Raw genomic sequence first — 22,429 nt, 5'->3', positions numbered from 1 at the left:
TCAGAACAACAGAGCTGTTATAATCGGTGTCCTGTATTCAACCGAGAAATTGAGGAACAACAATGTATAAGCTGGTGCTCGTGCGACATGGCGAAAGTTTGTGGAATAAGGAAAACCGCTTTACTGGTTGGAAAGACGTCGATCTTTCTGAAAAAGGTAAGCAGGAAGCAATCGATGCCGGTAAGCGCTTGAAGGCAGAAGGCTATGAGTTCGACAAAGTTTATACCTCTGTTTTAACTCGCGCGATCAAAACCGCTTGGTCGATCATGGCTGAACTAGATGCTTGCTATTTACCCGTCATTAACAGCTGGAAATTGAACGAGCGTCACTACGGTGGTTTACAGGGGTTGAACAAAGCAGAAACCGCCGAGGCACACGGTGAAGAACAAGTGTTGGTTTGGCGTCGCAGCTACAATACGCCACCGCCAGCACTGGAAAAATCCGACGAGCGCTACCCTGGTAATGATCCACGTTATAAAGACTTGGATGAATCCGATATTCCGCTGACCGAGTGCCTAGCCGATACCGTTGCTCGTGTTGTCCCTTATTATGAACAAGTGATCGTTCCTGAAATTAAAGCCGGTAAGCGTTTGTTGGTTGCTGCGCACGGCAACTCCATTCGTGCTCTGGTTAAATATCTTGATAACATGGGCGAAGATGAGATCATGAAAATCAACATTCCAACAGCAACGCCTTTAGTGTATGAGTTGGATGAAAATCTAAAACCAATTAAAAACTATTACCTTGCCGATGAAGAAGCTCTTCAAGCTGCTATGCACGCGGTTGCTAACCAAGGTAAAAAGCAATAATCAGCAGATACAGCGTCTAAAGAAGCCCCGGTCTCCGGGGCTTTTGTTTTCTCGTCTTTTAAATTTTAAGAACTTTTTACACTGCCTTGGTCTTTATCTCAGTAGTATGGCTTTAGGGAATTCTGATTAACCTCAAGGTCATTCAGGTCAGCAAGTTTTTTTATTTTTTATTAAGGTGTGCTTTCGGCTCTAACGACTTAAATCGAAAAAGCAAACACTACAGCAAGAAAAAACGAGTAGGGTTCAATAGGGCTGCGCTTTACTCAGCATATTTGCTGCATTACAGTTTTTGTTTGGCGTCACGATTATTAAGTGTAAATGTCGCCTTGCAATTGCGAGCTTCAGATCACGTTGAGTAATTTTGAGGTTAATTAGAGATTCCTTTAGTTCATCAAAAACACATAGGTTTATTATGAAGATTGTAAAAATACTCGCGGCCATTATTTTGGTGGTACTTATTGTTGTTGGTATTGGGGTTTATTTTGTTTTTAAAAACTTAAACGACATTGTTAAATACGCCGTTGAAGAAGGTGGCACCGAGGCGACGCGTACCGAAGTACTTTTGTCTTCGGCTGATATCGATATTCGCGCCGGACGCGGTGAATTGGGCGGTTTAAGTATTGCCAATCCTCAAGGTTTTAGTTCGGAAAAGCTTTTTAGCTTTAACAAGATTGTTGTAGATATAGAGCCAACATCGATTACTAAAGATGTCATTGTTATTGACGAAGTTACTATCGATGGCGTTAATGTTCGTGCAGAACATAAAAATCTTACCGAAACTAACATCGAAGCCATGCTTAAAAACCTGACTCAAGGGGCTGGTGGTTCTTCCTCGGAGAGTTCTGGTAGTTCGGGTGAGCCTGGTAAAGAAGTTTTATTAGCCGTGAAAAAACTGGTTTTCAGCAATTCCAAGCTCAGTCTTTCATCGGATCAATTGGGAAGTTTTGACCTAACGGTGCCTAGCTTTGAAGTGAATAACCTAGGTTCAGCCAGCAATGGATTAACGCCCAAACAGCTTGCTGAGGCGGCCTTAAAACCGTTGTTAAAGAAAGCGCAAGATCAGGTTGAGAAGACCATTAAAGATAAAGCCGAAGACGAATTAAAATCTAAAATCGAAGACAAATTAAAAGAAAAAGTTGATCAAGAAGATCTTGATAAATTGAAAGGATTAAAATCACTCTTCGATAAGGGCTAATGCTCTTGAGCAGGCGCACTGCTATGGTGGGCCTGCTAAACATCCGCTGCTAATTCTGTCCTCTGTTAGGCTGATTCCCAGTCAATCTCCGTAAATTCTTTTTCATCTTATCTCGGCAGTACAAATATTCTTCACATCCGAAAATTACATTCGGAAACTCTGCTTAAGCTAGTGTTTCTAATAGCACAGCGGTGTATCCGCCAATTTCAAGAACTGTAGGTGATTGAAGTCGTAGAGAAATTGAAAGCCACCTTGTCAAATTTTTTCGCTGATTAAACCCTAGATACGTTCGTTAGAACCTCCGATCCTATCACTAGTAACTCGAACAATACGATGGTAGATAAACCGTATGTGAAAGTTGAGCTCACCTGAGTACTGAATATCTAATGGCGTTTAAAAATACGATGTTTCGGGATTTTACGAATTAACTCGACCGTTGGTTGTATCAATGTCACTAAATGACACGTTTGGTTAAGCGTTTAAAAAATTCATCCCTAAATGCCTTATCAGCGACGCCTTCTGTGAAATTTATTCTTTTTTATAGATAACGCGAATGGATCTGGCCGAATTTCAGATCGGCAGAATTCAATCTTAATTTTATGAAAAAATAATAATAACCAGATTTCAATTAGCTAAAAATCGGTTGTTGTTAAATCTCGTTAGATAGTGACGCAAAAAGTCAAATTGTGATCGGCTTGCGCAGTTATATTTTTTAGGAGTGATCTACCTTCTAAGAATATCTGCATAAATCGCTCTTAACGGCTTTGGAGTGCTTTTTGAATACTTATTTTGAGAAGTTCTGATTGTGACCCACCTTAGAGGTATTTCAATGACAGTCTCTGACCGTAGAATTAGTAAAATTTTGCGCGTTTCGATTACTTATCGTTATTACGATTAACAATGCTGTCTTATATCGCTAGAAACTCAGGGTTATTTGGTGTGTTCTTTATTCTTTCTAAAGTGATAAGAATGATTTACGAATCCGGCAAGCTACATCGCTGTGGTCGTGAGTTATGCTGCAAAATTAATCGGTTTATCGTTTGAAAATGCTTGTGGTACATCAAAAGATGGCGAATTCGATTCGCTAACAAGTAAACCTGTGATTATTGTCGGTGAAATGTGAATAAATAATCATTATGTTCATCTTGTCCTCTACTGCACCCTCTGTGAGAAAATACACCCGTTGAAAAGCGCTAGACTGGGTATAACAGTTGATGGAATGATTTGGCTCCAAAGACGCAGCGATTACCAGATTTTTCTGAATCGAAATATTAAAATCAGCTGTTATTTTTTTAAAATTGGACAATTTGTTAAAAACTTTGGACAGTTACTGATTTTTAAAACTGAATTTCTTTTCAAATTGTCCTTAAGCTATAGCTTGTTATAAGCTCGCTGCGAAAATTTTCAGTACCTGTTCGTGTGAGAAAATATGCAAAATTCATTAGCCAGAGACGCCAACCAGAATGAAGTCGAACGACTCTTGGAGTTTATTCCTTTTTTCAGGCAGGTGAAAAACAAAGAACCGCAGCAATTTCATGTTTTAATGGCGTTTTCGAAAGTTGCTCAGCTTTCCACGGGAGAAGAGATATTCTCTATGGGATCTGACGATCGTTGGCTATTTTTCTTGGTACGCGGTGAACTCAACGTGCAGCTGCGAGATACCAATGATCGACTTCTAAACCTCAATAGCATTCATTCTGGCGAAGTGTTTGGTGATTTAGCCATGTTGCTTGGACGCCCCAGAAGCGCATCAATTACGGTTGCACCCAATTGCAAGCAAGCACTGGTGTTTGGTCTAGATTGCAATATTTTTGGTTACCTAAACGATTTCTCATTGGTGACTTTGCACACCAAGTTAGTCTTCTACCGTAATGCCGTGCACAGCTTGCGATGGAAGCTAGAAATGTATCGCAATCAACATCCCGATCATTCCTTGGCAGGCGAACACCGAAAACTGAAAATACACCATCCTCAAGACGGTACTTTAGAGGAGCTACAGTCGTTGCATGAACAGGCTGTTGCATTGGCTACACTGCTCGTAACTTGGAATCAGTCGTTCTGTCAGTTTGGCAACAGTGCCTTACTGAAGAAGCCCCAATAGAGAATCCTTTATTGGCTCAACTTAAGGAATAGACTCTCCTAAATTGACGTTCGGAACTCTGATTAATTCAGAGTTCTCAATGATTTAGAGGTGAGCGATTTGAAGATTCCTCTAGAGCGTTTATTTCTCCTTTAATTTTAGGAGCCTCTGATTAACTCATCTCCTGATTTAATCAGAGGACAAAAATTGAAAATGCGATTTCCAATTTCTCAATTTCAATCATGTACCGTTTTTGAAATTGACGACACCTCCTTGTGTCGCTGGAAACTCTAGGTTATTCAGAGTTTCCTCTACCGTCACAACCTTTTTACTATTACTTGAATCTCGTAAATCAACTGTTTCTATAATTACGCGTGATTGGTCTATTCCAATGAAGCTTAATTTGTTAAAAACGGCGTCATTTATACAGGTTCTATCACTCTGTAAGAGTCTGGGAGTTGTTTAAGAACGTTAATTCCTGACGCTGTTTCTACGTTCAATCAACAGACAAGGTTCGTCTTGGTTCTCGTCTGACTCAAGCTGCTACACTGAATACATCACAAGTGCGGGTGATGTTATGGACCTAAATAAACATCGATTACTCTGTCAGAAAACGTTATTTGTTTTATGTGCGTGCAGCTCGGCTTTTGCGTCATCGGATCAGGCTGAGTCGATGCATACGCAAGAAATCGAACAGCATATGATGCACACCGATTCCAATATTGATCCCAACAAGCTGTTGTTACCCAGCAGTTTAGATTTTTTAAAGCCTCGACTTGTTCAGGCGGCAGAGATAGCGTCTGCATCAACAGAATGCGTGTCTTTTGTGAAGGGTGAATTAAAAAGCATCAAACCGGATAAATCTAAACCAATATTTAGAATTATCTGCAAAAATACTTCTCAACAAACCTTTGCGTTATTAATCGATGGCGATAATTTTGAATTTATCAACGTTAAGGGCGAAACCAGAGCGCAGCAACATCAACGTCATTTGCATCAGTACTGGCAAATTTGTCGGAAAGAGATTGAAAAAAAGACCGATAAAATGACGGGTGTACGATGGCCTGAAGGTGGATTCGTCGATCCGGTTTCAATTTCTGACGATCACGTAAATTTTGAAATCGATATTGACGCGAAGGGTTTTGGTGGGCAACCCTTGCTGTATCGGGGTTATTGCGAATTTCAAAGCCTGAAAAATTTCTCGGTTGAGCTGAGAGGACGTCCTAAAGCAGATTCTTAAGCAAAATACACTAAAAGAAACGTCTATCCGCGTTAATAAGACGATTAGTCATTTATTCTGCCTGCGGTGATGACGAGCTACGAGATCCATTCTTTCGACAAGTTGGCGCCCTTGTTTTACCTTCGTGTCCTTTGATTTGGAATTTTTGTTTAAAATATCGCTAAGAACTTAACGCCTGATCAGAAACATCTTAAGAATACGCATTGAGCCTAACGACAATATTTATCAATTTTTGCCGTGCTTGAGAGCTAAATTTGTAGTTGTAGAGCGAAAATAAAAAAGGCCGACAGAGTCGGCCTTTTTGGGAGTCTACTTAAGCAGTTGCTTTTGGTGGACGTCCACGACGTTTTTTAGCTGGAGTGCCTTCTGCTGCTGGCGCTGCTTTAGGTGCAGCTACTGCGGCTTTCTTAGGACGACCGCGACGCTTTGGAGCGGCACCGGTAGCTGCAGGAGTCGCTGCTGCTGCAGGTTTAGCGGTAGCTGCCTTTTTCTTCGCTACAGTTTTAACTGCTTTAGCTGGAGCTTTTTTGGCTTTGGTTTTTTTCTTGGTCGCAGTTGCAGCTTTTTTGGCTTTAACAGCTTCTTTTTTAGCGGCGGCTTTTGCTTCAGCAGCTTTTGCTTTAGCAATTTTAGCCAATTCACGGCTCTCGGCTTTTTCTAAAGCGTTAGCTGCTTTGTTAGCTGCTTTCAAATCTTTCAATTCGTTTTTAGCAGTAACTTCTGCGGCTTTCGCTGCAGCGATTTCTTCAGCAGCAGCAGCAAGATCAGCTTTAGCTTTAGCAACGGCCTTGGCAGCAGCTGGAGTTTTCTTACCAGCAGATGCTTTTAGTTTAGCTTGAGCTTTAGTTTTGTTGTCGGTTGCTTTTTTAGTTGCCACGGCAAGTTTTGCAACTTCTTTGGCGAGATCAGCTTCTTGTTTTGCTCTAGCTTCTGCAAGTTTTGCTTTCAGAGCCGCAAGTTCCTGTTCTAGCTGCTGGACAGGATCAACAGCCTTTGCCTTCGCTTTGCGTGCAGCCATATTTGCTTTCCTTTAATGTATTAATAATGCGGGCGAAAATATTAGATATAAATATGCGACATAAAATAAGCATTTGAAAAAAAATTTCAAGCTCTTTGGTAAAAAAATAGTCCATTTTTTTAAAAATGGGAATAAATTTTCATCTTTTTTGGAATTTTTTTTGATTCATGAGTAAAAAAAACCTCATTTGAGAAAAAATATCGGCTCAGTTTTATTTTCTGAAGGGCTGAAAATTTTTCCTGAACTTAAAAAATTTTCTTGATTCTCACTTTTTGACTGCCTTGAAAGAAAATCTTTAAGGCGTTTTTAGTTGATAGTCAAAATCTCCCGATCAGAGCATTTCGAAACAAATAATCAGTATGGGTATTCGATAAGGTTTGATTATTTTTTACAAACCTTAGGTAAAACGATTCAACAATATGCCATAACGACCTGAATTTTGAGATTGAATCCGTTATCGCGCTTTTTAATGATGTGCTCTCGGCTTTCTGATGGGCATTTTTGTGCCGAAACATTCCACTTGAGATTCTTTGCTAACTTATTCGCGAGTGAGTTCCGATCTTTTTGTTGTCTCTTGGTACTAAGTTGTCTCTTGGTACTAAGTTGTCTCATAGTACTAAATAGGATTATTGAGCGTCCTTGTCTTGGCCTTTTGACAATGATAATGCGCAGACGTTAAAAAATTTGGCTTAGCTTGGTCGAAAGTAGGGGAAAACTAAGGAATATCTGAATTGACTTTTCGATATTAAGGCAAATTTGCCGATCTTAATTGAAAATCTTTTTGTTTATCCCATCGTCAACTGTGTCTGTGTGAATCAATTTAGAGATCATACTGTTTAAAAAAATAGATAACGATCTGTCTTGAAATCCATTATCGGTCAGAATCTTATGTTCTTATAGGGTGCGTTGGCTCTATTTACTCGGTATTCGGTTCTAAAAAAATTCTCGATTGATCGTTATATTGATTAACACAACGGTGAAACGTTGAAATCTGCAATTAGATCTCTGGATTTATCGCCTTGAGTAATATAATTGCCGTTGTTGTTTAGTAGGACACCTTGATATTAGAGAAATCGCTCGGTATTAAATGAGTTGGAAGTAGAAAATTGTCATTCAATAATCAACGATTGGTTTTACATTGCGATGCGGACAGTTTTTTTGCCGCAATTGAATTACGTGATCGCCCACAGCTAAAAAATTTACCGGTTGCGGTTGGTGGTCGAGCTACAGATAGAGGCGTTATTGCGACGTGCAACTATATTGCGCGCAAGTTTGGTGTTCGATCTGCAATGTCTACAGCAATGGCAGAAAAACTTTGTCCAAATCTTATTGTTTTGGCGCCACGTTTTTCTTTGTATCGGCAAGTTTCTGAAGAAATGCACGGAATTTTTTCCAACTACAGTCGTTGTATCGAACCTATTGCGCTGGATGAGGCCTATTTAGAGTTAGATTCCGATGATTGGAATATCTGCGCAGAGATTGCCAAAGATATTCAGCGACAAATCGAAAGCAGTCTTGCCATCACGGTTTCAGCCGGATTATCGCGCAATAAATTTTTGGCAAAGTTAGCCAGCGAGTGGAATAAACCCGCTGGGTTTAAAATTATTCGTGACGAAGATGTCGCTCAGGTGATGTCGCAGTTGGCGGTCGGTAAAATTCCAAGTGTTGGTGGTAAAACAAAAGAGAAGCTAGCGAAACTTGGAATTGTGACCTGTCGGGATTTACAACAACAAAGTCTAGATTTCTTAACACAACATTTCGGTGTGCATGGTCAATTACTTTTTGATCGATGCCGCGGTCGTGATTTGCGAACAGTAAAAAATACTTGGATTCGGAAATCCATCAGTGTCGAGCGAACGTTTTCGAACGACTTGGTTCGTGACGACGAGATCAGTGCCGCATTGAATTCGTTAGTTGGTTTATTAGATGAACGTTGGTTGCGCCTGAAGTCAGGATATTTGGCAAAATCGCTTTTTGTTAAAATTAAATATTCCGATTTTTCTCTTACGACCCGAGAATCAGCTTTTTCTGGTTACATTCATTCCGGCGAGCATTTTTCGCCTCAACAACAGCTGCAATTGACCAGCACGGCAAAAACTTTATTGACCTCGGCTCTTTCCGTAAAAAATGCCTCCATACGTTTACTGGGTCTGGGTTTTTCAGTACATCAAGGCGATCAAAAACAAATGAATCAGACGGATTTATTTATGTAATCTATTAAAAATGTCCGCTCATAAATCCCAAATAATCTTGATGATTAACCGATGTGTTCAGTCCTGTTGGCTGATTACTGCGATGATAGTGGTTGTTTGATGGGGCCTTTTCTATGTCTAAATTGCTGCCTTGGGTCTCTATTAAGATTCAATGCTCAAGCTGACTTCTAATTTACTGCATATTTGTAGTAAATTTCTGAATTTTCTAACATCGGGTGTTTGGGTATTTAAGCTAAACCTCTATAAAGTTCGGTCAAAGGCATTGTTTTCTTGCGTTTTTATAGATCGAAAATCGGTAGGTTAATTTTTCAGAATTAATGCATTCGGAAATTTTGTGCTTGGTGTCCTGCAATTGCGCGATCAAGAACCAATAGGCATAGTGAGAGTGGAATTTGCTGGGTTGTATTTTTGATCAATACTTCTTTATGGTAAAAAATCAGTACAAAAATGTCGGTGAGCCCGGATTGTGGGTGTCTTAAGTAGCGGTCGAGAATTTCAGTTGCTGCAAGCTCGGGGGAAAACTCTTTTTGATGTAAGCAGAATTCCGATCTCGATGATTGTTGATGGCGTCAGTTATTGGCCCGGCTATTTTGGAATTTCTGGTCAAATTTGCAATGGGTTTTGATTTACTTTTGGGGTTGTGCGAGCGGATTTCACCGATTGGTTGAAATCATTTCAGAACTTTTTCGGTGTTTAAAGTTGGTGGTACTTAGTGTCTAATCCGTCTTCTGGTCACTTAGAAAAATTTAGGGACATTTGGGCAGAAGCTGATAATATGTTTGTAAGCTTTTGGGGCTAAAATCCGGCCTTTGAATGTAAGAAATTATTTTGCCAAGTTAAGAAGGGGGCAGTAGTGAGCCGAAGAAGACGGCGCGGCGAGGCCGAAGATAAAGCAGACATCGACTTAACGCCGATGTTGGACGTTGTATTTATCATGTTAATCTTTTTTATCGTTACAGCATCCTTCATTAAAGAAGCGGGCTTGAACGTTAACATTCCAGAGGTGCCTGAGAATCCACCGCCACCAGATCCAGATGAACCGAAAAACATTTTGGTTCAGGTGAATGCTGCGAACGAAGTGATAATGGATAACCGTCGTGTCGACGTACGCGCGGTGCGTTCTGTTATTGAGCGTCAGTTTGCTGAGAACCCTAAAGCTTTGGTGATTATTCGTGCTGATCCAAAATCAGAAGCGGGTACTTATGTGGCGATCGCTGATGCGGCTATTTCTGCTAATCCAAATGCGCAAGTTTCTCTGATTCCCGAGAAGCCAAAGAGATAATTTCTGGCGTTCTCGCTATCGTAAAAAAGCCCGCATAAGCGGGCTTTTTTACGTCTTGAGTTTATCTTAGAGAAGTGTCGCTAAGAAGGTAGAGCTTTCACTCCACCGTTCTATGGTTTCAAGCGGCGGATTTGGATCGACTCTTCTCAAGTTCTTCCTTTTGCATTTTTTGAAAATCCAACTCCTTTTTAACATCGAAGTTCGAGCGAATAAAATCACGAAGTCTCGGCTGGATTTCGGTTCTAAAGCGCTTACCGTTGAACACACCGTAGTGGCCTACGCCGGGTTGGATGTAGTCAAACTGCTTATCTTGTGGAATGTTGATACATAAGTCGTGAGCCGCCTGAGTTTGACCAATACCCGATATATCGTCGTTTTCACCTTCGACCGTCATGAGAGCAACTTTCGTAATTGCTGCCGGATCGACTCGCTGCCCATGATGGTAAAATTTACCCACCGCTAGGCTGTGTTTTTGGAATACTTCATCGATGGTTTGTAAATAAAACTCTTGAGTGAGATCGAGCACCGACAAGTACTCATCATAAAACTGGCGATGTTTTGCGACGCTATCGCAATCGCCTTCGACGAGGTGATTGAAGTATTTCTGGTGGGCATCCAAATGCAATTCACTGTTCATGGAGATAAAACCACTGAGTTGCAAAAAGCCTGGGTAAACACGTCTAAAGGCGCCCGAATGAGGCATTGGCACCGAGTAGATCACGTTGTTCTCAAACCAAGATAAGGGGCGTTTTTTGGCGAGATCATTCGGTACCGTTGGCGAGCGACGGGTATCAATGGGTGAACCCATAATAGTCATTGACGACGGCAAGCAGGGGTTGTTGTTTTGCGACATCAATGATACCGCGGCCAATACTGGAGGCCCTGGTTGGCAAATGGCTAAGATGTGAGCGTCGGGTCCTACGTGTTCTAAAATCTCAATAACATAATCGACGTAGTCATTAAGGTTAAAATCACCCTTGTAAAGTGGTACGTCACGGGCGTCAGTCCAGTCGGTAATGTAAACCTCGTGTTCTGGTAAAAATGCTTCTACAGTGCCGCGTAAAAGGGTCGCGTAGTGCCCAGAAAGTGGCGCAACAATTACTAATCGTGGATCTACATGCTCTTTTCCATAAGCTTTGAGCATGTCTTCTTCTTTACGTTTGAAGTGAACAAGGTTGGCAAAGGGCTTAGACCAGACGACTTCTTCTTCGATTGCGACAGGCTGGCCGTTAATTTTGGTTTGGTTTAGACCAAATTCGGGTTTGCCGTAGCGTCGAGTCATCGATTCGAACAGATCGCAGGTTGCCCCAATGATTTTACCGGGATAGGTATAGGCCAAAGGGTTGAGCTTAGAATCAAAGACTTTTTTGCCAAGGCCTGCGGCGTCACGGAAGGGTTTTAAGGCCGCATGATTGAGTTCGTATAAGTAATATAACATCGGTATCTCCAACGGACGCGCCCATAATGCCTAATTGGTAGCGTCATTCTATTCATCCGTCACAGGTAAGATTTATAGATTGTGATTAACATTTCTACAATTATGGCGCAAAGATTCTTACTTTATTAATTAGCTCTCTATAAACAGCGGTAATCAAGTAGTCTAATTGCAGTATGCTGCAATGCAGCAAAGATTATACTCTACACCGTTCAGTTGGCAAATTTTTGCGCTCGATATGTGAATTTGTATCTAGTGCTGAAAAGTAAATAGCTAATGGTGCTAAACAGAGCAGCGATGACCTTTGTTATGGTTGAAATACGTCATCTATTTTGAATAGGTTGGCGCAAGGCTGCGGAATTGCGTCCTAACTTCACAAAGTCCTCATATTTAAAAAAAAGTTTCAAACGCGCAATTGAATAAAAATATTTTCTTATAAAAAACACAAAAAAATGAGAGATGTTGCCTTTAAACACTCTTTTCTTGTTACTTAAAGAAACTTTCGCGCCAAAGATGACAGTATTTTTTGACTGGTAGTTCAGGTTTTGGAAGCATTTGTAGAGCCTGAACTGACTTTGACTCTCGATGCCAATTGGCTGAGTATAAAAAAGCCCGCAGGTGCGGGCTTTGAGGAGCTGTTAAGCGTTGATGTGTTTATAGACAGATTCTAAAGAGTCGTTAGCATCACCAAATAGCATTCGAGTGTTCTCTTTATAGAACAAAGGATTATCAACACCTGCGTAACCGGTACTCATACCGCGCTTGAGAACGATGGTTGTTTTGCCATTCCAAGGCTCCAATACGGGCATGCCGGCAATTGGACTATCTGGTACTTCTTGAGCTGCCGGGTTAACAATGTCGTTAGCTCCAATGACGATTGAAACATCGACCTTGGGGAAGTCTTCGTTAATTTCTTCCATCTCAAACACAATGTCGTAAGGGACTTTTGCTTCAGCGAGAAGTACGTTCATGTGCCCCGGCATACGACCAGCAACCGGATGAATCCCGAAGCGAACATTGACACCTTTTTCGCGCAAGCTCTTGGTGATTTGATAAACCGTGTGCTGTGCTTGAGCAACCGCCATTCCGTAGCCGGGGATAATCATCACTTCTTTTGCAGAAGTCAGCATGTTTGCTGCTTCCTCGGCGTCTACAGATTTAATATCTTCAGCGTTACCTGCAGGTCCGGCTTGAGCGCCGCTCGATGATTTTTTAGGGGTACCAAATCCGCCAGCAATAACATTGATAAATTTACGGTTCATAGCTTTACACATAATGTAACTTAAGATTGCTCCCGAAGAGCCAACAAGCGCACCAGTAACGATTAACAAATCGTTGGCGAGCATAAAGCCGGTGGCGGCCGCGGCCCAACCGGAGTAGCTGTTGAGCATCGAAACAACGACGGGCATATCGGCACCACCGATGGCCATTACCATGTGTACACCAAATATCAGTGCGATGATCGTCATGATAACGAGCGGAGTTAAGCCTAAACCTTGGGCTGATTGGTCGACAAAACTGAAACCTAACCAAATTGCCGCCAACAGCAAAATGAGATTTAAGTAATGGCGTCCCGGAAGCAGCAGTGGTCTGCCGCCGATTTTGCCGCTGAGTTTTAAGAACGCGATGATTGATCCTGAGAAAGTCATTGCACCAATTAAAATGCCAATATAAGTCTCGACATCATGAATGCTTTTTTCGACACCGATTAAATTAGGATCGTGTTCTAGGAAGTTTGCGTAGCCGACTAAAACAGCCGCCAAACCAACGCCCGAGTGAAGAATGGCCACTAATTCTGGCATTTGAGTCATAGCGACTTTTTTGGCCAAGACGAAGCCAATAATTGCACCGCCAGCTAAAGCAGCCAATAACAGCGCGTAATTATCGGTAACAGAGCCAATAAAAGTGACGATTAACGCGATCGCCATACCGACGATACCAAAATAATTACCGCGTTGAGCTGTTTCTTGTTTACTTAATCCACCTAATGCCAGAATAAAAAGAATAGTGGCACCGATGTAAGCAACATTAATCATACCTTGAGTCATATTCAGTGCCCCTTACTTTCTAAACATAGCCAGCATGCGCTGTGTAACCGCGAAACCACCAAAAATATTAATACTGGTGATCAAAATTGCGACTGCTGCAAGAACAATTACCCAAGTGCTGGGTGACGAAATTTGAATTAATGCACCAATTACAATGATGCTACTAATGGCGTTGGTAACGCTCATTAATGGCGTGTGCAGGGCAGGGGATACGTTCCAGATAACCATATAACCAACAAAGCACGATAAAACAAACACTGTAAAATGAGACATAAACGATGCAGGCGCGCCGGCACCGATACCCAGCAAGGCAAGTGCACCAAGCAGCACCCAAATCCAGGTGTAATTCTTGGCGGGCTTTGCTTCGGTTGCTTCTACAGCAGGTTTTGGCTCTTCTTTTTTCTCAGCAGGTTTGGCTGACAATTTTGGCGGTGGTGGTGGGAAGGTGATTTCGCTGCCAAGCACAGCGGTTGCGCCACGCACGACCTCATCGTCGAAATTAATAACAAGTTCGCCATTTTTTTCAGGCGTCATGTCGGTTAATAAATGACGTAGGTTGGTTGCGTATAATTGACTCGCCTGACTGGCCAATCGACTTGGCATATCGGTGTAACCAATTAAGGTAACGCCATGTTTAACAACCACTTCATTGCGTTCGATTAATTTACAGTTACCACCTTGTTCCGCCGCCAAATCGACAATTACGCTACCTTCTTTCATGGATTTAACCATGTCTTCGGTAATTAATTCGGGCGCTGGCCGGCCAGGAATTAGTGCGGTAGTGATAATAATATCAACGTCTTTCGCTTGCTCGGCGAACAATGCCATTTCGGCTTCGATAAATTCTTTCGACATGGTTTTGGCATAACCGCCAGTGCCGCTGCCGTCTTCTTTAAAGTCGAGCATTAAAAATTCGGCATCCATCGACTCGACTTGTTCTTTTACTTCAGGTCGAGTATCGAATGCGCGCACAATTGCGCCCATAGCTTTTGCCGATCCAATTGCCGATAAACCGGCAACACCCGCCCCAATTACTAATACTTTAGCGGGATTAATTTTTCCTGCCGCGGTGATTTGACCGGTAAAGAATCGACCAAAATGTTGGGATGCTTCGACCACTGCGCGATAGCCAGCAATGTTCGACATCGAACTTAACGCATCCATTTTTTGAGCGCGTGAAATTCGGGGCACCATGTCCATGGCAAGTGTGTTTACTTTTTTTGCCGCAAGTGTTTCTAGTAATTCCGCATTTTGTGCAGGCCAAATAAAGCAAATTAGCGTTTGACCCTCTTTTAAAAGATCAACTTCGTTGATGCCAAGAGATTCATTAAATTCCGGCGCGCGAACCTTCAAAATAATGTCGGCATTGCTCCAAAGCTCACGAGTGTCGGTAATAACTTCTACACCAACGGCTTGATAATCTTCATCTCGATATTTGGCGTGATTGCCAGCTGAGCTTTCAATTTGCACTGTATAGCCCAGTTTAATGAGATGCTGTGCGGCTTCCGGCGTAGTCGCTACGCGTTTCTCTCCCGCTTTTATTTCTTTAGGTATTGCGATCTTCATTTGTATTTCCCCAACTGTGATCACCTAACCAGTTGCACCGGTTTTTGTTTTTAATTTAAGTAATTCTCTGCGCACAAAACGTAGCTTGCACTTTATTTGCGTTGCTAATAAAAATTAGAACGCTGAATAAAATTTGAAATAAATATAATAGTGATGAAAAAAATAAGAAGAACTAGAGAATTTAAATTGCGTTAATAAAAAGGAATGTCTCCAAACGGGCTATTTGATGTGTTTTTCGTGATCATGTAAATCATGCTTAAGGTCTAAATTGGCTATTCGTTATCAAATACAGTGCCGAAAATAGCCTTAATCATTTTATTGGCAATATTTTATGGAAAAACTAATTTAAGAAACCGCTGTTTTAATGTGTTAAATCAAATTAATTTTTATTTTGAATCGTTGTTTGTTGTATTTGTCGTAAAAATTGTTTTGCTAATGAAGTAAAGAAATAAACAAAATTATGAATTTTCGTTCTTTTGGTGGAAAAACACCTCTCGGTTTACACTCTAACTGCTTAACTCCTATCTTTTTTGTAGATGTATTTGTCGTAAAAAGCCAAATTTAATAGAAAATACTTTTTTGTCAATCGGTTCAGTTGAAAAAAATCTATTGAATTCGAACCCGATTGTTATTTCAGTCTTACTTTCTGGTTGGTGATTTTGGAGATTGAGTGCTAAGTGGAAACACTTCTTTCAATATTGGGTCTTTTTTCAACGGACTGACTCAGGTGTTGAGTGGTATATTGGCGGTGTATTGCGCCTAACGTTCTGAGTGTTATAGGCGTATCGATATTTTTGAGGAATATTCATGCAAGACATTATCAAGGGTGTTGAAAAGTTTCAGCGTGAGATTTTCCCTGCGCGTAAAAATGAGTTCGTTGAACTGGCGTCTGGTCAGGCACCAGAAGTGCTGTTTATCACCTGCTCGGACTCACGTATCGACCCTTGTTTGCTAACCCAAACCGTACCAGGGCAGCTTTTTATCTGTCGTAATGCTGGTAATGTGGTTCCGCCTCATACCAACCAAACAGGCGGCATGACTGCTTCCATTGAGTACGCCGTTGCGGTTTTGAAGGTCGGTCACATTATAGTGTGCGGGCATACCGACTGTGGTGCTATAAAGGGCGCCGTGTTGCCCGATACCATCGCCGACTTACCGCACGTAAGAGAGTGGCTGGGTCATTGTCGGGCGGCTGCTGCGGTTGTTAAAGAGAAGCGTGGCTGCCTTGGCTTGGAGCACACCGAAGAGTTAACGCGGGAGAATATCAAGTTGCAATTACAGCATCTGCGCACCCATCCCGAGGTCGCTGCAAAGCTAGCAACTAATCAGTTAAAATTACACGGATGGTTGTATCAGATTGAAACTGGCGGCGTATTGGTACTTAATGATCAAACGGGAGAGTTTGAGCCTTTGATCAAGTAGTTTTCTGCGATAGTATTAAGGCTATAGTTTGGTTGTTTTTTATTGCTTTAGTTTATCGTTAGAATAGAAAAAATCAGTAGAGCTTTTTCTTTTTTACGTGTCGAACAACCAACTTTTGATCGATCTTATTTGTATATTTTTGACACTGTCGAGGAGATTTTTATGGCTGACGTTAATGCTACAGATGCCAACTGGCAAGACGAAGTGATTTCTGCTGATCGTCCAGTATTAGTAGACGTTTGGGCGCCATGGTGTGGACCTTGTAAAATGGTTGGTCCAGCACTTGAACGCATCCATGCAGAGAACACCGATCGCTTCAAGTTGGTTATGGCCAACATGGAAGAGTTTGAAAAAACCGCTGAGCAGCTAGAAATTCGCGCAACACCAACCTTAATGATCTTCAAAGGTGGTGAGTTAGTCGCTAAGAAATCCGGTGCTATGATGCAAAGCCAAATCAAGCAATGGTTAGATCAAAACATCTAAGCTCATGCTTGATTCAAACATCGCAATGAAGGCTCACAGTTGTGGGCCTTTATTTTTTGGCAACCAGCACTCTAAAGGGTTGTTTCACGCCAATTCTTTCGTCAAATCCCATTAATCTACCTACCACGGTTTGCGATACACGTTGGCCTTTGGCCATGAGTAAGGTGCCCGTATTTGAGTAGATATCTTCCGAAAACACCATACCTGGCGCCAACTCCGCAAGACTGATGTTCTTAGGAATCATCATTTCGCGGCCTTTGTCGGCGGTGGCTTCTAGGGCATCAATCTGTATGCCGTATTTACCTTTAAAGTGTTTACGAAGTTTATCAATGGCTTGTTTGTGGCTGCCGCCAGCCATAATGACATCTTCGTAGAGGCCAGCGAGGTATAGCAGTCTTGAGCCGACCACGACTTCATCACTGAGTTTGGATTCACCTTGCTTAAGTTCGTTGTTAGGGTTATCGGCGGTATTTTGGTAGCGCACGATTTCGGCAACAGTTTCTAAACGTGGAATTTTGTGTAACAGATGGTAGGTGACTTCGGGGTGATTTCTAACCAAATCCAGCTCGTCATCGGTCAACTTGGTTCTGGTATACACTTTTTCGAGCAGATCGTGCGATAGCGTTACACAGCCGAGCTGTGACATTAGCGCGGCAATTTCATACTGCCATGCGTTGTTCAAACCCAGCTTCTTCGACATTTTTGAAATGGTACGGCTTAAGCGCCCCGCGCGGCTAAATGCCACAGGATTCACTAAGCTCAATACTTCACTCATCACTTCGACACATTTAAACAGCGTGGTTTTGAGTAGATCGGATTCAATGGAGCGTGTTTGATATTCCTCCGCCGCTTTGCTGACGATGTCGATCAGTTCTTCCGGCGGGCAGGGTTTGGTTAAAAATCGGTATACACCGCCTTCGTTGACGGCTCGGCTAGCAGATTCGGTATCCGCTTGGCCGGTCAGGAGTATGCGCACCGAGTCGCTGTATCTTTCTTTAACCTCTGATAAAAATTGAGCGCCATCGATTTCAGGCATTCTCATGTCGCTGACCACCACGGCAAACGGGCCGGCGGCGCTCAGAATTTTGAGACCATCGGCGGCGCCTGTGGCGGTGTAGATATTAAAATATTTACGTAGAATATCTTTTAAACCGCTTAAGACATTCGGTTCGTCGTCAACCAGCAAGACTTTATGTCGATTCATTCCCCTTCTCCGCGGCTTCTAATGTTTCGACAACTGGAATAAATATTTCAAATTGTGTCCCCTCGTTAGGTGCGCTTGAAACTTTGATGCTGCCGTTGTGACCTTCGTGAATGATGCGATGACAAAGCGATAGTCCTTGTCCGGTGCCTTTACCAACCGGTTTGGTAGTAAAGAACGGATCAAATACTCTTTCGATAATTTCCCTAGGGATTCCGGCGCCGTTGTCCCAAATGGTAATCACAATATAGTCGTCGATATCTCGCGTTGTTATCGCAATCTTGCCCATGATCTTGGCCGGTTTGTCGCCAAAACGTTCTTCAATGGCATGCGCCGAATTAACGATCATATTGAGAAGCACTTGGTTGATATCGCTAATATGGCAGTATATTTTTCGTATATCGCCCAAATCCTTATCAACTTGAGCGTTGTACTTATATTCGCTGCTAGCTACGAGCAGTGTGTTGTCGATGGCTTCGTTAATACTGGCGAGGGTTTTTTGTTTGTTTTCTTGGCGGCTAAAGGACTTCATTGCCTTGATGATGTCGCTCACCCGCTGGATGCCTTGGGATGCTCGCTCTAAGCTTTCGGGAACGCGCTCGTTTAAATAATCCAAGTCTAATATTTGATTAATTTCTTCAATACGGCGTTGATTTTCTGGATTGGTTTTATCAATAAGGCTTTCGTATTCAGATAATCCACGTTGTAGATCGTAAATAGATTCTTTTAAGAAAAAAATGCTATCGCCCACGAACTGAATCGGTGTATTAATTTCGTGCGCAATACCCGCAGAAATTTGCCCCAGAGCTTCCATTTTTTGCGCGAACCTTAGTTCTTTTTCAACAGCTTCGCGCTGCTGCATTTCTTCTTGTAATTTTTGTCGCGAGAGAATTAATTCTTGGTTGATCTCAGTGAGGCGCTCGGTTCGGCGTTCTACACGTTTTTCTAATAAAACATTCAGTTTAGTCAATTCTTCGGTGCTGGACTCACTTTGTTCGAGGGAGTTTTGCTGCGCCTCCATGAGTAACAAGAAGTAGGTGATTGGTTCATAAAGTGCGTAATCTTCCATGGTTAGGCCGGTTTCTTCTAAGGTTTTAAAGTCTGAAACCCACGGACAACCGGCAAAGAAAAGAATGCCTTCTTCTTTGAGCTGAATGAACTGACCTCGCAATATGAGCTTTGGGTGATTCTTAGGTCGTAAAATGAACACCTCTTCTAGATGGTCATGCATCTGCTCAATATTGCTGACTTCGGGTGTATCAAAATCAAAGTGATGAAATAGTGATTCTTCGCCGTTACTTTCGCCAAGATAGCGGTTTAAGCTTGGGCCAGTAGAGACAATATGTCCCTGTGGTGCCAAGCAGAAGTAGAAAGGAAATAACCTAGCAAGCTCATCTTCGGTTACATACATTGTTGAACTAATCCAACTGAAAATTTGAATAAGTAAATTAGGTGGTTAATTCAACTCTAGCACAAGAAAAAGCTGCTGAAGGTTAAACCTCTAAAGCACGCTGGTAGTGAATATTTGGAATTGTTAAACAAATTAATTCTGAAACATTGCGTCACAAAAAAGTGACTTTTCAGGCAGGTTCAAAATTGGAACCAATAGGTTAGTCTTCAGTCGCAATGAACAGACGCAACGATCACCCGCGCAGTGATAAAAGTTAATCAAAACATTGAAGTTGAATTTCAGTTATGTTGATAAAAAGTTTCCGTAAAAGTGATTTATCTGAAGCAAAAGTTACCGATGAATCCGTCTTTAAAAATCGTCGTCAGTTGTTACGTAATTTAGGTTTTATAGGTGCAGGTAGTTTGCTTGCCAGCTCCAGTAATGCAGGTGTTTTTGATTTTCTCTCAGATGATCAAAGCAATGCAGAAGATACCTCCGGCTTAAAAGCGTTAGATTTTAAAAAAGCGAGTGCATCTAACCAAAAGCTGACCAGTGAAGACAAAGTTACCAGTTACAATAATTTTTATGAATTTGGATTGAGCAAATCCGATCCGAAAGCAAATTCAGCGAAGTTTGTTAGTGATCCGTGGAAAGTAGAAATTGTTGGTGAGGTTGAAAAACCTATCACCTTAGATTTAGACGATCTTTATAAATTTGGTCTTGAAGAGCGCATTTATCGACTCCGTTGTGTAGAAGCTTGGTCGATGGTCATTCCTTGGGTGGGTTATTCGCTATCAAAAATCCTTGAGAAGGCGGCACCAACCAGTAAAGCGAAATACGTCGCATTCGAAACCGTCTACAATCCAGACCAGATGCCCGGTCAACGCAGTCGTTTCTTCGGCGGCGGTATTAAATATCCTTATGTTGAAGGTTTACGCCTAGACGAGGCCATGAATCCTTTAGCATTTATTGCTGTTGGTGTGTATGGAAAAGCCCTTCCTCCGCAAAATGGCGCACCTTTGCGATTACTGGTGCCTTGGAAATACGGCTTTAAAAGTATTAAATCCATTACGCGAATTCGTTTAACCGATCAACAACCACCAACAACTTGGAATATTTCTGCGCCTCACGAATATGGCTTTTACGCAAACGTGAATCCTCAGGTTGATCACCCTCGTTGGAGTCAGGCCAGTGAGCGCAGAATTACTACGGGTGGTTTAGGCGCCGACGAACGTATTCCAACGGAAATGTTTAATGGTTACGCCGAAGAGGTTGCACACCTTTACGCAAACCTTGATCTTAAAAAATTCTATTAAGAGTATTTTCGCTCATTTTCTTAAGGCGGCAGTTTTTCTGCCGCTCTCTTCAGATTTTCTTCAGAATAATGATTTATTGTTCTCAGATTAGTGGCTAGCTAAGACGGTTTGGGTTTTAGCCTCAAAGCATTCAGTCTCAGAAACAATAAAGGCCCATTTTTAAGGTTCACGCAAAGAAATACAAATCCATACTTTATCCACATTTATTGGCGAATTTAGCAATAAATTATAGAGACTAAAGGAAAGTTATTTGAGGCGTTGCAATTGGCTCGAAATGAGAATGAATTACAAATTAAATTCGACCAACGCTATTTGTGAGCTTTTATCCCAATGAATAGGGATTTATATTCTCAGGGCACGATTATTGGTGCCGAAATTGCTTAATAAGTTACTAATATTGGATAAAAATTATGTTGTTAAGCTGGTTGAGGCCTAATTCATTTAAAACGCCTCATATTGTTGGTTTAAAAATAACCACCCATGTTGTGTGTTTGTATTTGTTAATTGAGGCATTTTATTTAGCGTTCACCGATCAGATTGGTGGCGATCCCGTGCAATCGTTGACGCATTTTACGGGATTAGGCGGGTTGATCTTAATGCTTATAACCCTGGCCGTAACGCCGCTAACGCGCTATCTCCGTCAAGGTCAACTGATGCGAATGCGCAGGCTTTTGGGGCTTTATGCGTTTGCTTATGCCTGTTGTCACATATACGTTTATTTAGCTTACGACCTAATTTTTAATTGGTCTTTATTGGTTGAAGAAATTATTAAAAGACCGTACATCACCGTGGGGTTTGTGGCCTTTATTATTTTAACCGCTCTGGCGATTACATCTATTCCGAGCATTATGAAAAAAATGGGTAAGCGTTGGAAAACGTTGCACAACCTTATTTATCTAGCAGCCATTTTGATTTGCGTGCATTTTTTGTGGTCGGTAAAAGCCGACATTACAGAACCACTGTTGTATATGGGAATACTTGCCGTAATGTTGTTTTTCAGATGGGAAAAATTAATGCGTTACTGGCGAAAAATAACTGCTTCGTCCACGGGTTCAGTATCGTCGTAAGTTTTTTTAGACGCTTCGAATAACACAGGTTTTCTCGAGCCAGAATTTCTTACAGATCGGATTTAGCCAAATAAATAGAATCATTAGGAGTCGTTTCTATGAAAAAGTTAGTCGCCGTTACGGCAGGTTTAATATTGGGATTTTCTCTGCCGACATTCGCGCACAGTTCAAAAGACCCCATCAAAAATCAAGTTCAGTATCGCCATTCTACCTTTAGTTTGATCAACCACCACGTTGGTAAAATGGGTTCGGTAATGAAAGGCGAAGCCGATTACGATAAAGATTCAATTCTTACCAGTGCCGAAGTTGTTGCCGCTTTAGCAAAAATAGCCGGTGAAGGTTTTGTATTAGAAAGCGCCGTTGAAGGTTCTGATGCGCTACCAGACATTTGGAAAAATAAAGACGACTTTAATAATGAGCTTCAAGCGCTTATTGATACCAGTGCTAAATTAGCGGAAAACGCCGGCACTGAGTCAGGCTTTAAAAGTAACTTTATAGCAGTTACTAAAACCTGTAAAAGCTGTCACAACAAATACAAAGACTAATTTGTATTGTCGTACAGAGGCCCGCCAAGGGCCTCACATTTACACATCAATTTCCCGACCTAATTCTTCTTTTAATTCTACCCTAGGTTCTATTGAATCAGAGCTTCGTCTGCTTGAGA

General features: G+C 41.7%; 17 protein-coding genes. 11 read left to right on the top strand and 6 right to left on the bottom strand.

Annotated elements, in window-relative coordinates:
* Positions 1-62 precede the first annotated feature (62 nt).
* The 4 genes from gpmA (at position 63) to ACYQ28_RS08805 (ending at position 5,324) form a co-directional block, all read left to right on the top strand.
* Positions 63-809, top strand: coding sequence for a 2,3-diphosphoglycerate-dependent phosphoglycerate mutase (gene gpmA, locus ACYQ28_RS08820; protein ID WP_460049617.1), 747 nt, complete (start codon positions 63-65; stop codon positions 807-809).
* Between the two features lie 412 nt (positions 810-1,221).
* Positions 1,222-2,004 carry a DUF748 domain-containing protein gene (locus ACYQ28_RS08815; protein WP_460049618.1) on the top strand — a complete coding sequence of 261 codons (783 nt, stop codon included), beginning with the start codon at positions 1,222-1,224 and terminating at the stop codon, positions 2,002-2,004.
* A gap of 1,429 nt (positions 2,005-3,433) precedes the next feature.
* The gene (locus tag ACYQ28_RS08810; RefSeq protein WP_460049619.1) at positions 3,434-4,105 is read left to right on the top strand and encodes a cyclic nucleotide-binding domain-containing protein; all 672 of its coding nucleotides are present in this window, start codon (positions 3,434-3,436) and stop codon (positions 4,103-4,105) included.
* A 556-nt stretch (positions 4,106-4,661) separates the two neighbouring features.
* On the top strand, positions 4,662-5,324 hold the full coding sequence (locus tag ACYQ28_RS08805; protein ID WP_460049620.1) for a hypothetical protein: 663 nt from the start codon (positions 4,662-4,664) through the stop codon (positions 5,322-5,324).
* A gap of 313 nt (positions 5,325-5,637) precedes the next feature.
* On the opposite strand, the gene ACYQ28_RS08800 is transcribed toward ACYQ28_RS08805, so the two are convergent.
* On the bottom strand, positions 5,638-6,342 hold the full coding sequence (locus ACYQ28_RS08800; protein WP_460049621.1) for a hypothetical protein: 705 nt from the start codon (positions 6,340-6,342) through the stop codon (positions 5,638-5,640).
* A gap of 1,106 nt (positions 6,343-7,448) precedes the next feature.
* On the opposite strand from ACYQ28_RS08800, the gene dinB reads away from it, so the two are divergent.
* Together dinB and ACYQ28_RS08790 are read left to right on the top strand one after the other, a co-directional pair.
* A complete protein-coding gene (dinB, locus tag ACYQ28_RS08795; RefSeq protein WP_460049622.1) occupies positions 7,449-8,555 on the top strand; it encodes a DNA polymerase IV in 1,107 nt (368 codons plus the stop codon).
* An 853-nt stretch (positions 8,556-9,408) separates the two neighbouring features.
* Entirely contained in the window at positions 9,409-9,837 is a 429-nt protein-coding gene (locus ACYQ28_RS08790) for an ExbD/TolR family protein (RefSeq protein WP_460049623.1), read from the top strand.
* Between the two features lie 118 nt (positions 9,838-9,955).
* Here ACYQ28_RS08790 and ACYQ28_RS08785 read toward each other — a convergent pair whose 3' ends face one another.
* The 3 genes from ACYQ28_RS08785 to ACYQ28_RS08775 form a co-directional block, all read right to left on the bottom strand.
* Complete coding sequence (locus ACYQ28_RS08785; RefSeq protein ID WP_460049624.1) at positions 9,956-11,275, bottom strand: polyhydroxyalkanoate depolymerase; 1,320 nt, start codon at positions 11,273-11,275, stop codon at positions 9,956-9,958.
* Between the two features lie 635 nt (positions 11,276-11,910).
* Positions 11,911-13,320 carry a Re/Si-specific NAD(P)(+) transhydrogenase subunit beta gene (gene pntB / locus ACYQ28_RS08780; protein ID WP_460049625.1) on the bottom strand — a complete coding sequence of 470 codons (1,410 nt, stop codon included), beginning with the start codon at positions 13,318-13,320 and terminating at the stop codon, positions 11,911-11,913.
* Positions 13,321-13,332: 12 nt separating this feature from the next.
* Entirely contained in the window at positions 13,333-14,886 is a 1,554-nt protein-coding gene (locus ACYQ28_RS08775; RefSeq protein ID WP_460049626.1) for a Re/Si-specific NAD(P)(+) transhydrogenase subunit alpha, read from the bottom strand.
* Positions 14,887-15,693: 807 nt separating this feature from the next.
* On the opposite strand from ACYQ28_RS08775, the gene ACYQ28_RS08770 reads away from it, so the two are divergent.
* Both ACYQ28_RS08770 and trxA read left to right on the top strand, forming a co-directional pair.
* On the top strand, positions 15,694-16,308 hold the full coding sequence (locus ACYQ28_RS08770) for a carbonic anhydrase (RefSeq protein WP_460049627.1): 615 nt from the start codon (positions 15,694-15,696) through the stop codon (positions 16,306-16,308).
* Positions 16,309-16,470: 162 nt separating this feature from the next.
* Positions 16,471-16,791, top strand: a complete 321-nt coding sequence (gene trxA, locus ACYQ28_RS08765; RefSeq protein WP_460049628.1) for a thioredoxin — start codon at positions 16,471-16,473, stop codon at positions 16,789-16,791.
* A 49-nt stretch (positions 16,792-16,840) separates the two neighbouring features.
* Here trxA and ACYQ28_RS08760 read toward each other — a convergent pair whose 3' ends face one another.
* A complete protein-coding gene (locus ACYQ28_RS08760) occupies positions 16,841-17,995 on the bottom strand; it encodes a response regulator (protein WP_460049629.1) in 1,155 nt (384 codons plus the stop codon).
* Positions 17,982-19,403 carry an ATP-binding protein gene (locus ACYQ28_RS08755; RefSeq protein WP_460049630.1) on the bottom strand — a complete coding sequence of 474 codons (1,422 nt, stop codon included), beginning with the start codon at positions 19,401-19,403 and terminating at the stop codon, positions 17,982-17,984. The genes ACYQ28_RS08760 and ACYQ28_RS08755 overlap by 14 nt, the downstream gene beginning before the upstream one ends.
* A 284-nt stretch (positions 19,404-19,687) precedes the next feature.
* Between ACYQ28_RS08755 and msrP the strand changes: the two genes are divergently transcribed.
* The 3 genes from msrP (at position 19,688) to ACYQ28_RS08740 (ending at position 22,310) form a co-directional block, all read left to right on the top strand.
* Entirely contained in the window at positions 19,688-20,698 is a 1,011-nt protein-coding gene (gene msrP, locus ACYQ28_RS08750) for a protein-methionine-sulfoxide reductase catalytic subunit MsrP (protein WP_460049631.1), read from the top strand.
* Positions 20,699-21,108: 410 nt separating this feature from the next.
* Positions 21,109-21,765 (top strand): protein-methionine-sulfoxide reductase heme-binding subunit MsrQ, encoded by a 657-nt coding sequence (gene msrQ / locus ACYQ28_RS08745; protein WP_460049632.1) that lies wholly within the window; start codon positions 21,109-21,111, stop codon positions 21,763-21,765.
* A gap of 98 nt (positions 21,766-21,863) precedes the next feature.
* Complete coding sequence (locus ACYQ28_RS08740; RefSeq protein ID WP_460049633.1) at positions 21,864-22,310, top strand: c-type cytochrome; 447 nt, start codon at positions 21,864-21,866, stop codon at positions 22,308-22,310.
* Positions 22,311-22,429: the final 119 nt, after the last annotated feature.

Source organism: Sessilibacter sp. MAH1 (assembly GCF_054658315.1).
Note: the sequence above shows the minus strand (reverse complement) of the source record. Positions and strands in the feature narration are given on the sequence as shown.

What these genes read in the sequence shown, in the direction of transcription:
- gpmA (WP_460049617.1), top strand. Translation starts at nt 63, where the DNA reads ATGTATAAGCTGGTGCTCGTGCGACATGGCGAAAGTTTGTGGAATAAG.
- ACYQ28_RS08815 (WP_460049618.1), top strand. Translation starts at nt 1,222, where the DNA reads ATGAAGATTGTAAAAATACTCGCGGCCATTATTTTGGTGGTACTTATT.
- ACYQ28_RS08810 (WP_460049619.1), top strand. Translation starts at nt 3,434, where the DNA reads ATGCAAAATTCATTAGCCAGAGACGCCAACCAGAATGAAGTCGAACGA.
- ACYQ28_RS08805 (WP_460049620.1), top strand. Translation starts at nt 4,662, where the DNA reads ATGGACCTAAATAAACATCGATTACTCTGTCAGAAAACGTTATTTGTT.
- ACYQ28_RS08800 (WP_460049621.1), bottom strand. Translation starts at nt 6,342, where the DNA reads ATGGCTGCACGCAAAGCGAAGGCAAAGGCTGTTGATCCTGTCCAGCAG.
- ACYQ28_RS08785 (WP_460049624.1), bottom strand. Translation starts at nt 11,275, where the DNA reads ATGTTATATTACTTATACGAACTCAATCATGCGGCCTTAAAACCCTTC.
- pntB (WP_460049625.1), bottom strand. Translation starts at nt 13,320, where the DNA reads ATGACTCAAGGTATGATTAATGTTGCTTACATCGGTGCCACTATTCTT.
- ACYQ28_RS08775 (WP_460049626.1), bottom strand. Translation starts at nt 14,886, where the DNA reads ATGAAGATCGCAATACCTAAAGAAATAAAAGCGGGAGAGAAACGCGTA.
- ACYQ28_RS08770 (WP_460049627.1), top strand. Translation starts at nt 15,694, where the DNA reads ATGCAAGACATTATCAAGGGTGTTGAAAAGTTTCAGCGTGAGATTTTC.
- trxA (WP_460049628.1), top strand. Translation starts at nt 16,471, where the DNA reads ATGGCTGACGTTAATGCTACAGATGCCAACTGGCAAGACGAAGTGATT.
- ACYQ28_RS08760 (WP_460049629.1), bottom strand. Translation starts at nt 17,995, where the DNA reads ATGAATCGACATAAAGTCTTGCTGGTTGACGACGAACCGAATGTCTTA.
- ACYQ28_RS08755 (WP_460049630.1), bottom strand. Translation starts at nt 19,403, where the DNA reads ATGTATGTAACCGAAGATGAGCTTGCTAGGTTATTTCCTTTCTACTTC.
- msrP (WP_460049631.1), top strand. Translation starts at nt 19,688, where the DNA reads ATGTTGATAAAAAGTTTCCGTAAAAGTGATTTATCTGAAGCAAAAGTT.
- msrQ (WP_460049632.1), top strand. Translation starts at nt 21,109, where the DNA reads ATGTTGTTAAGCTGGTTGAGGCCTAATTCATTTAAAACGCCTCATATT.
- ACYQ28_RS08740 (WP_460049633.1), top strand. Translation starts at nt 21,864, where the DNA reads ATGAAAAAGTTAGTCGCCGTTACGGCAGGTTTAATATTGGGATTTTCT.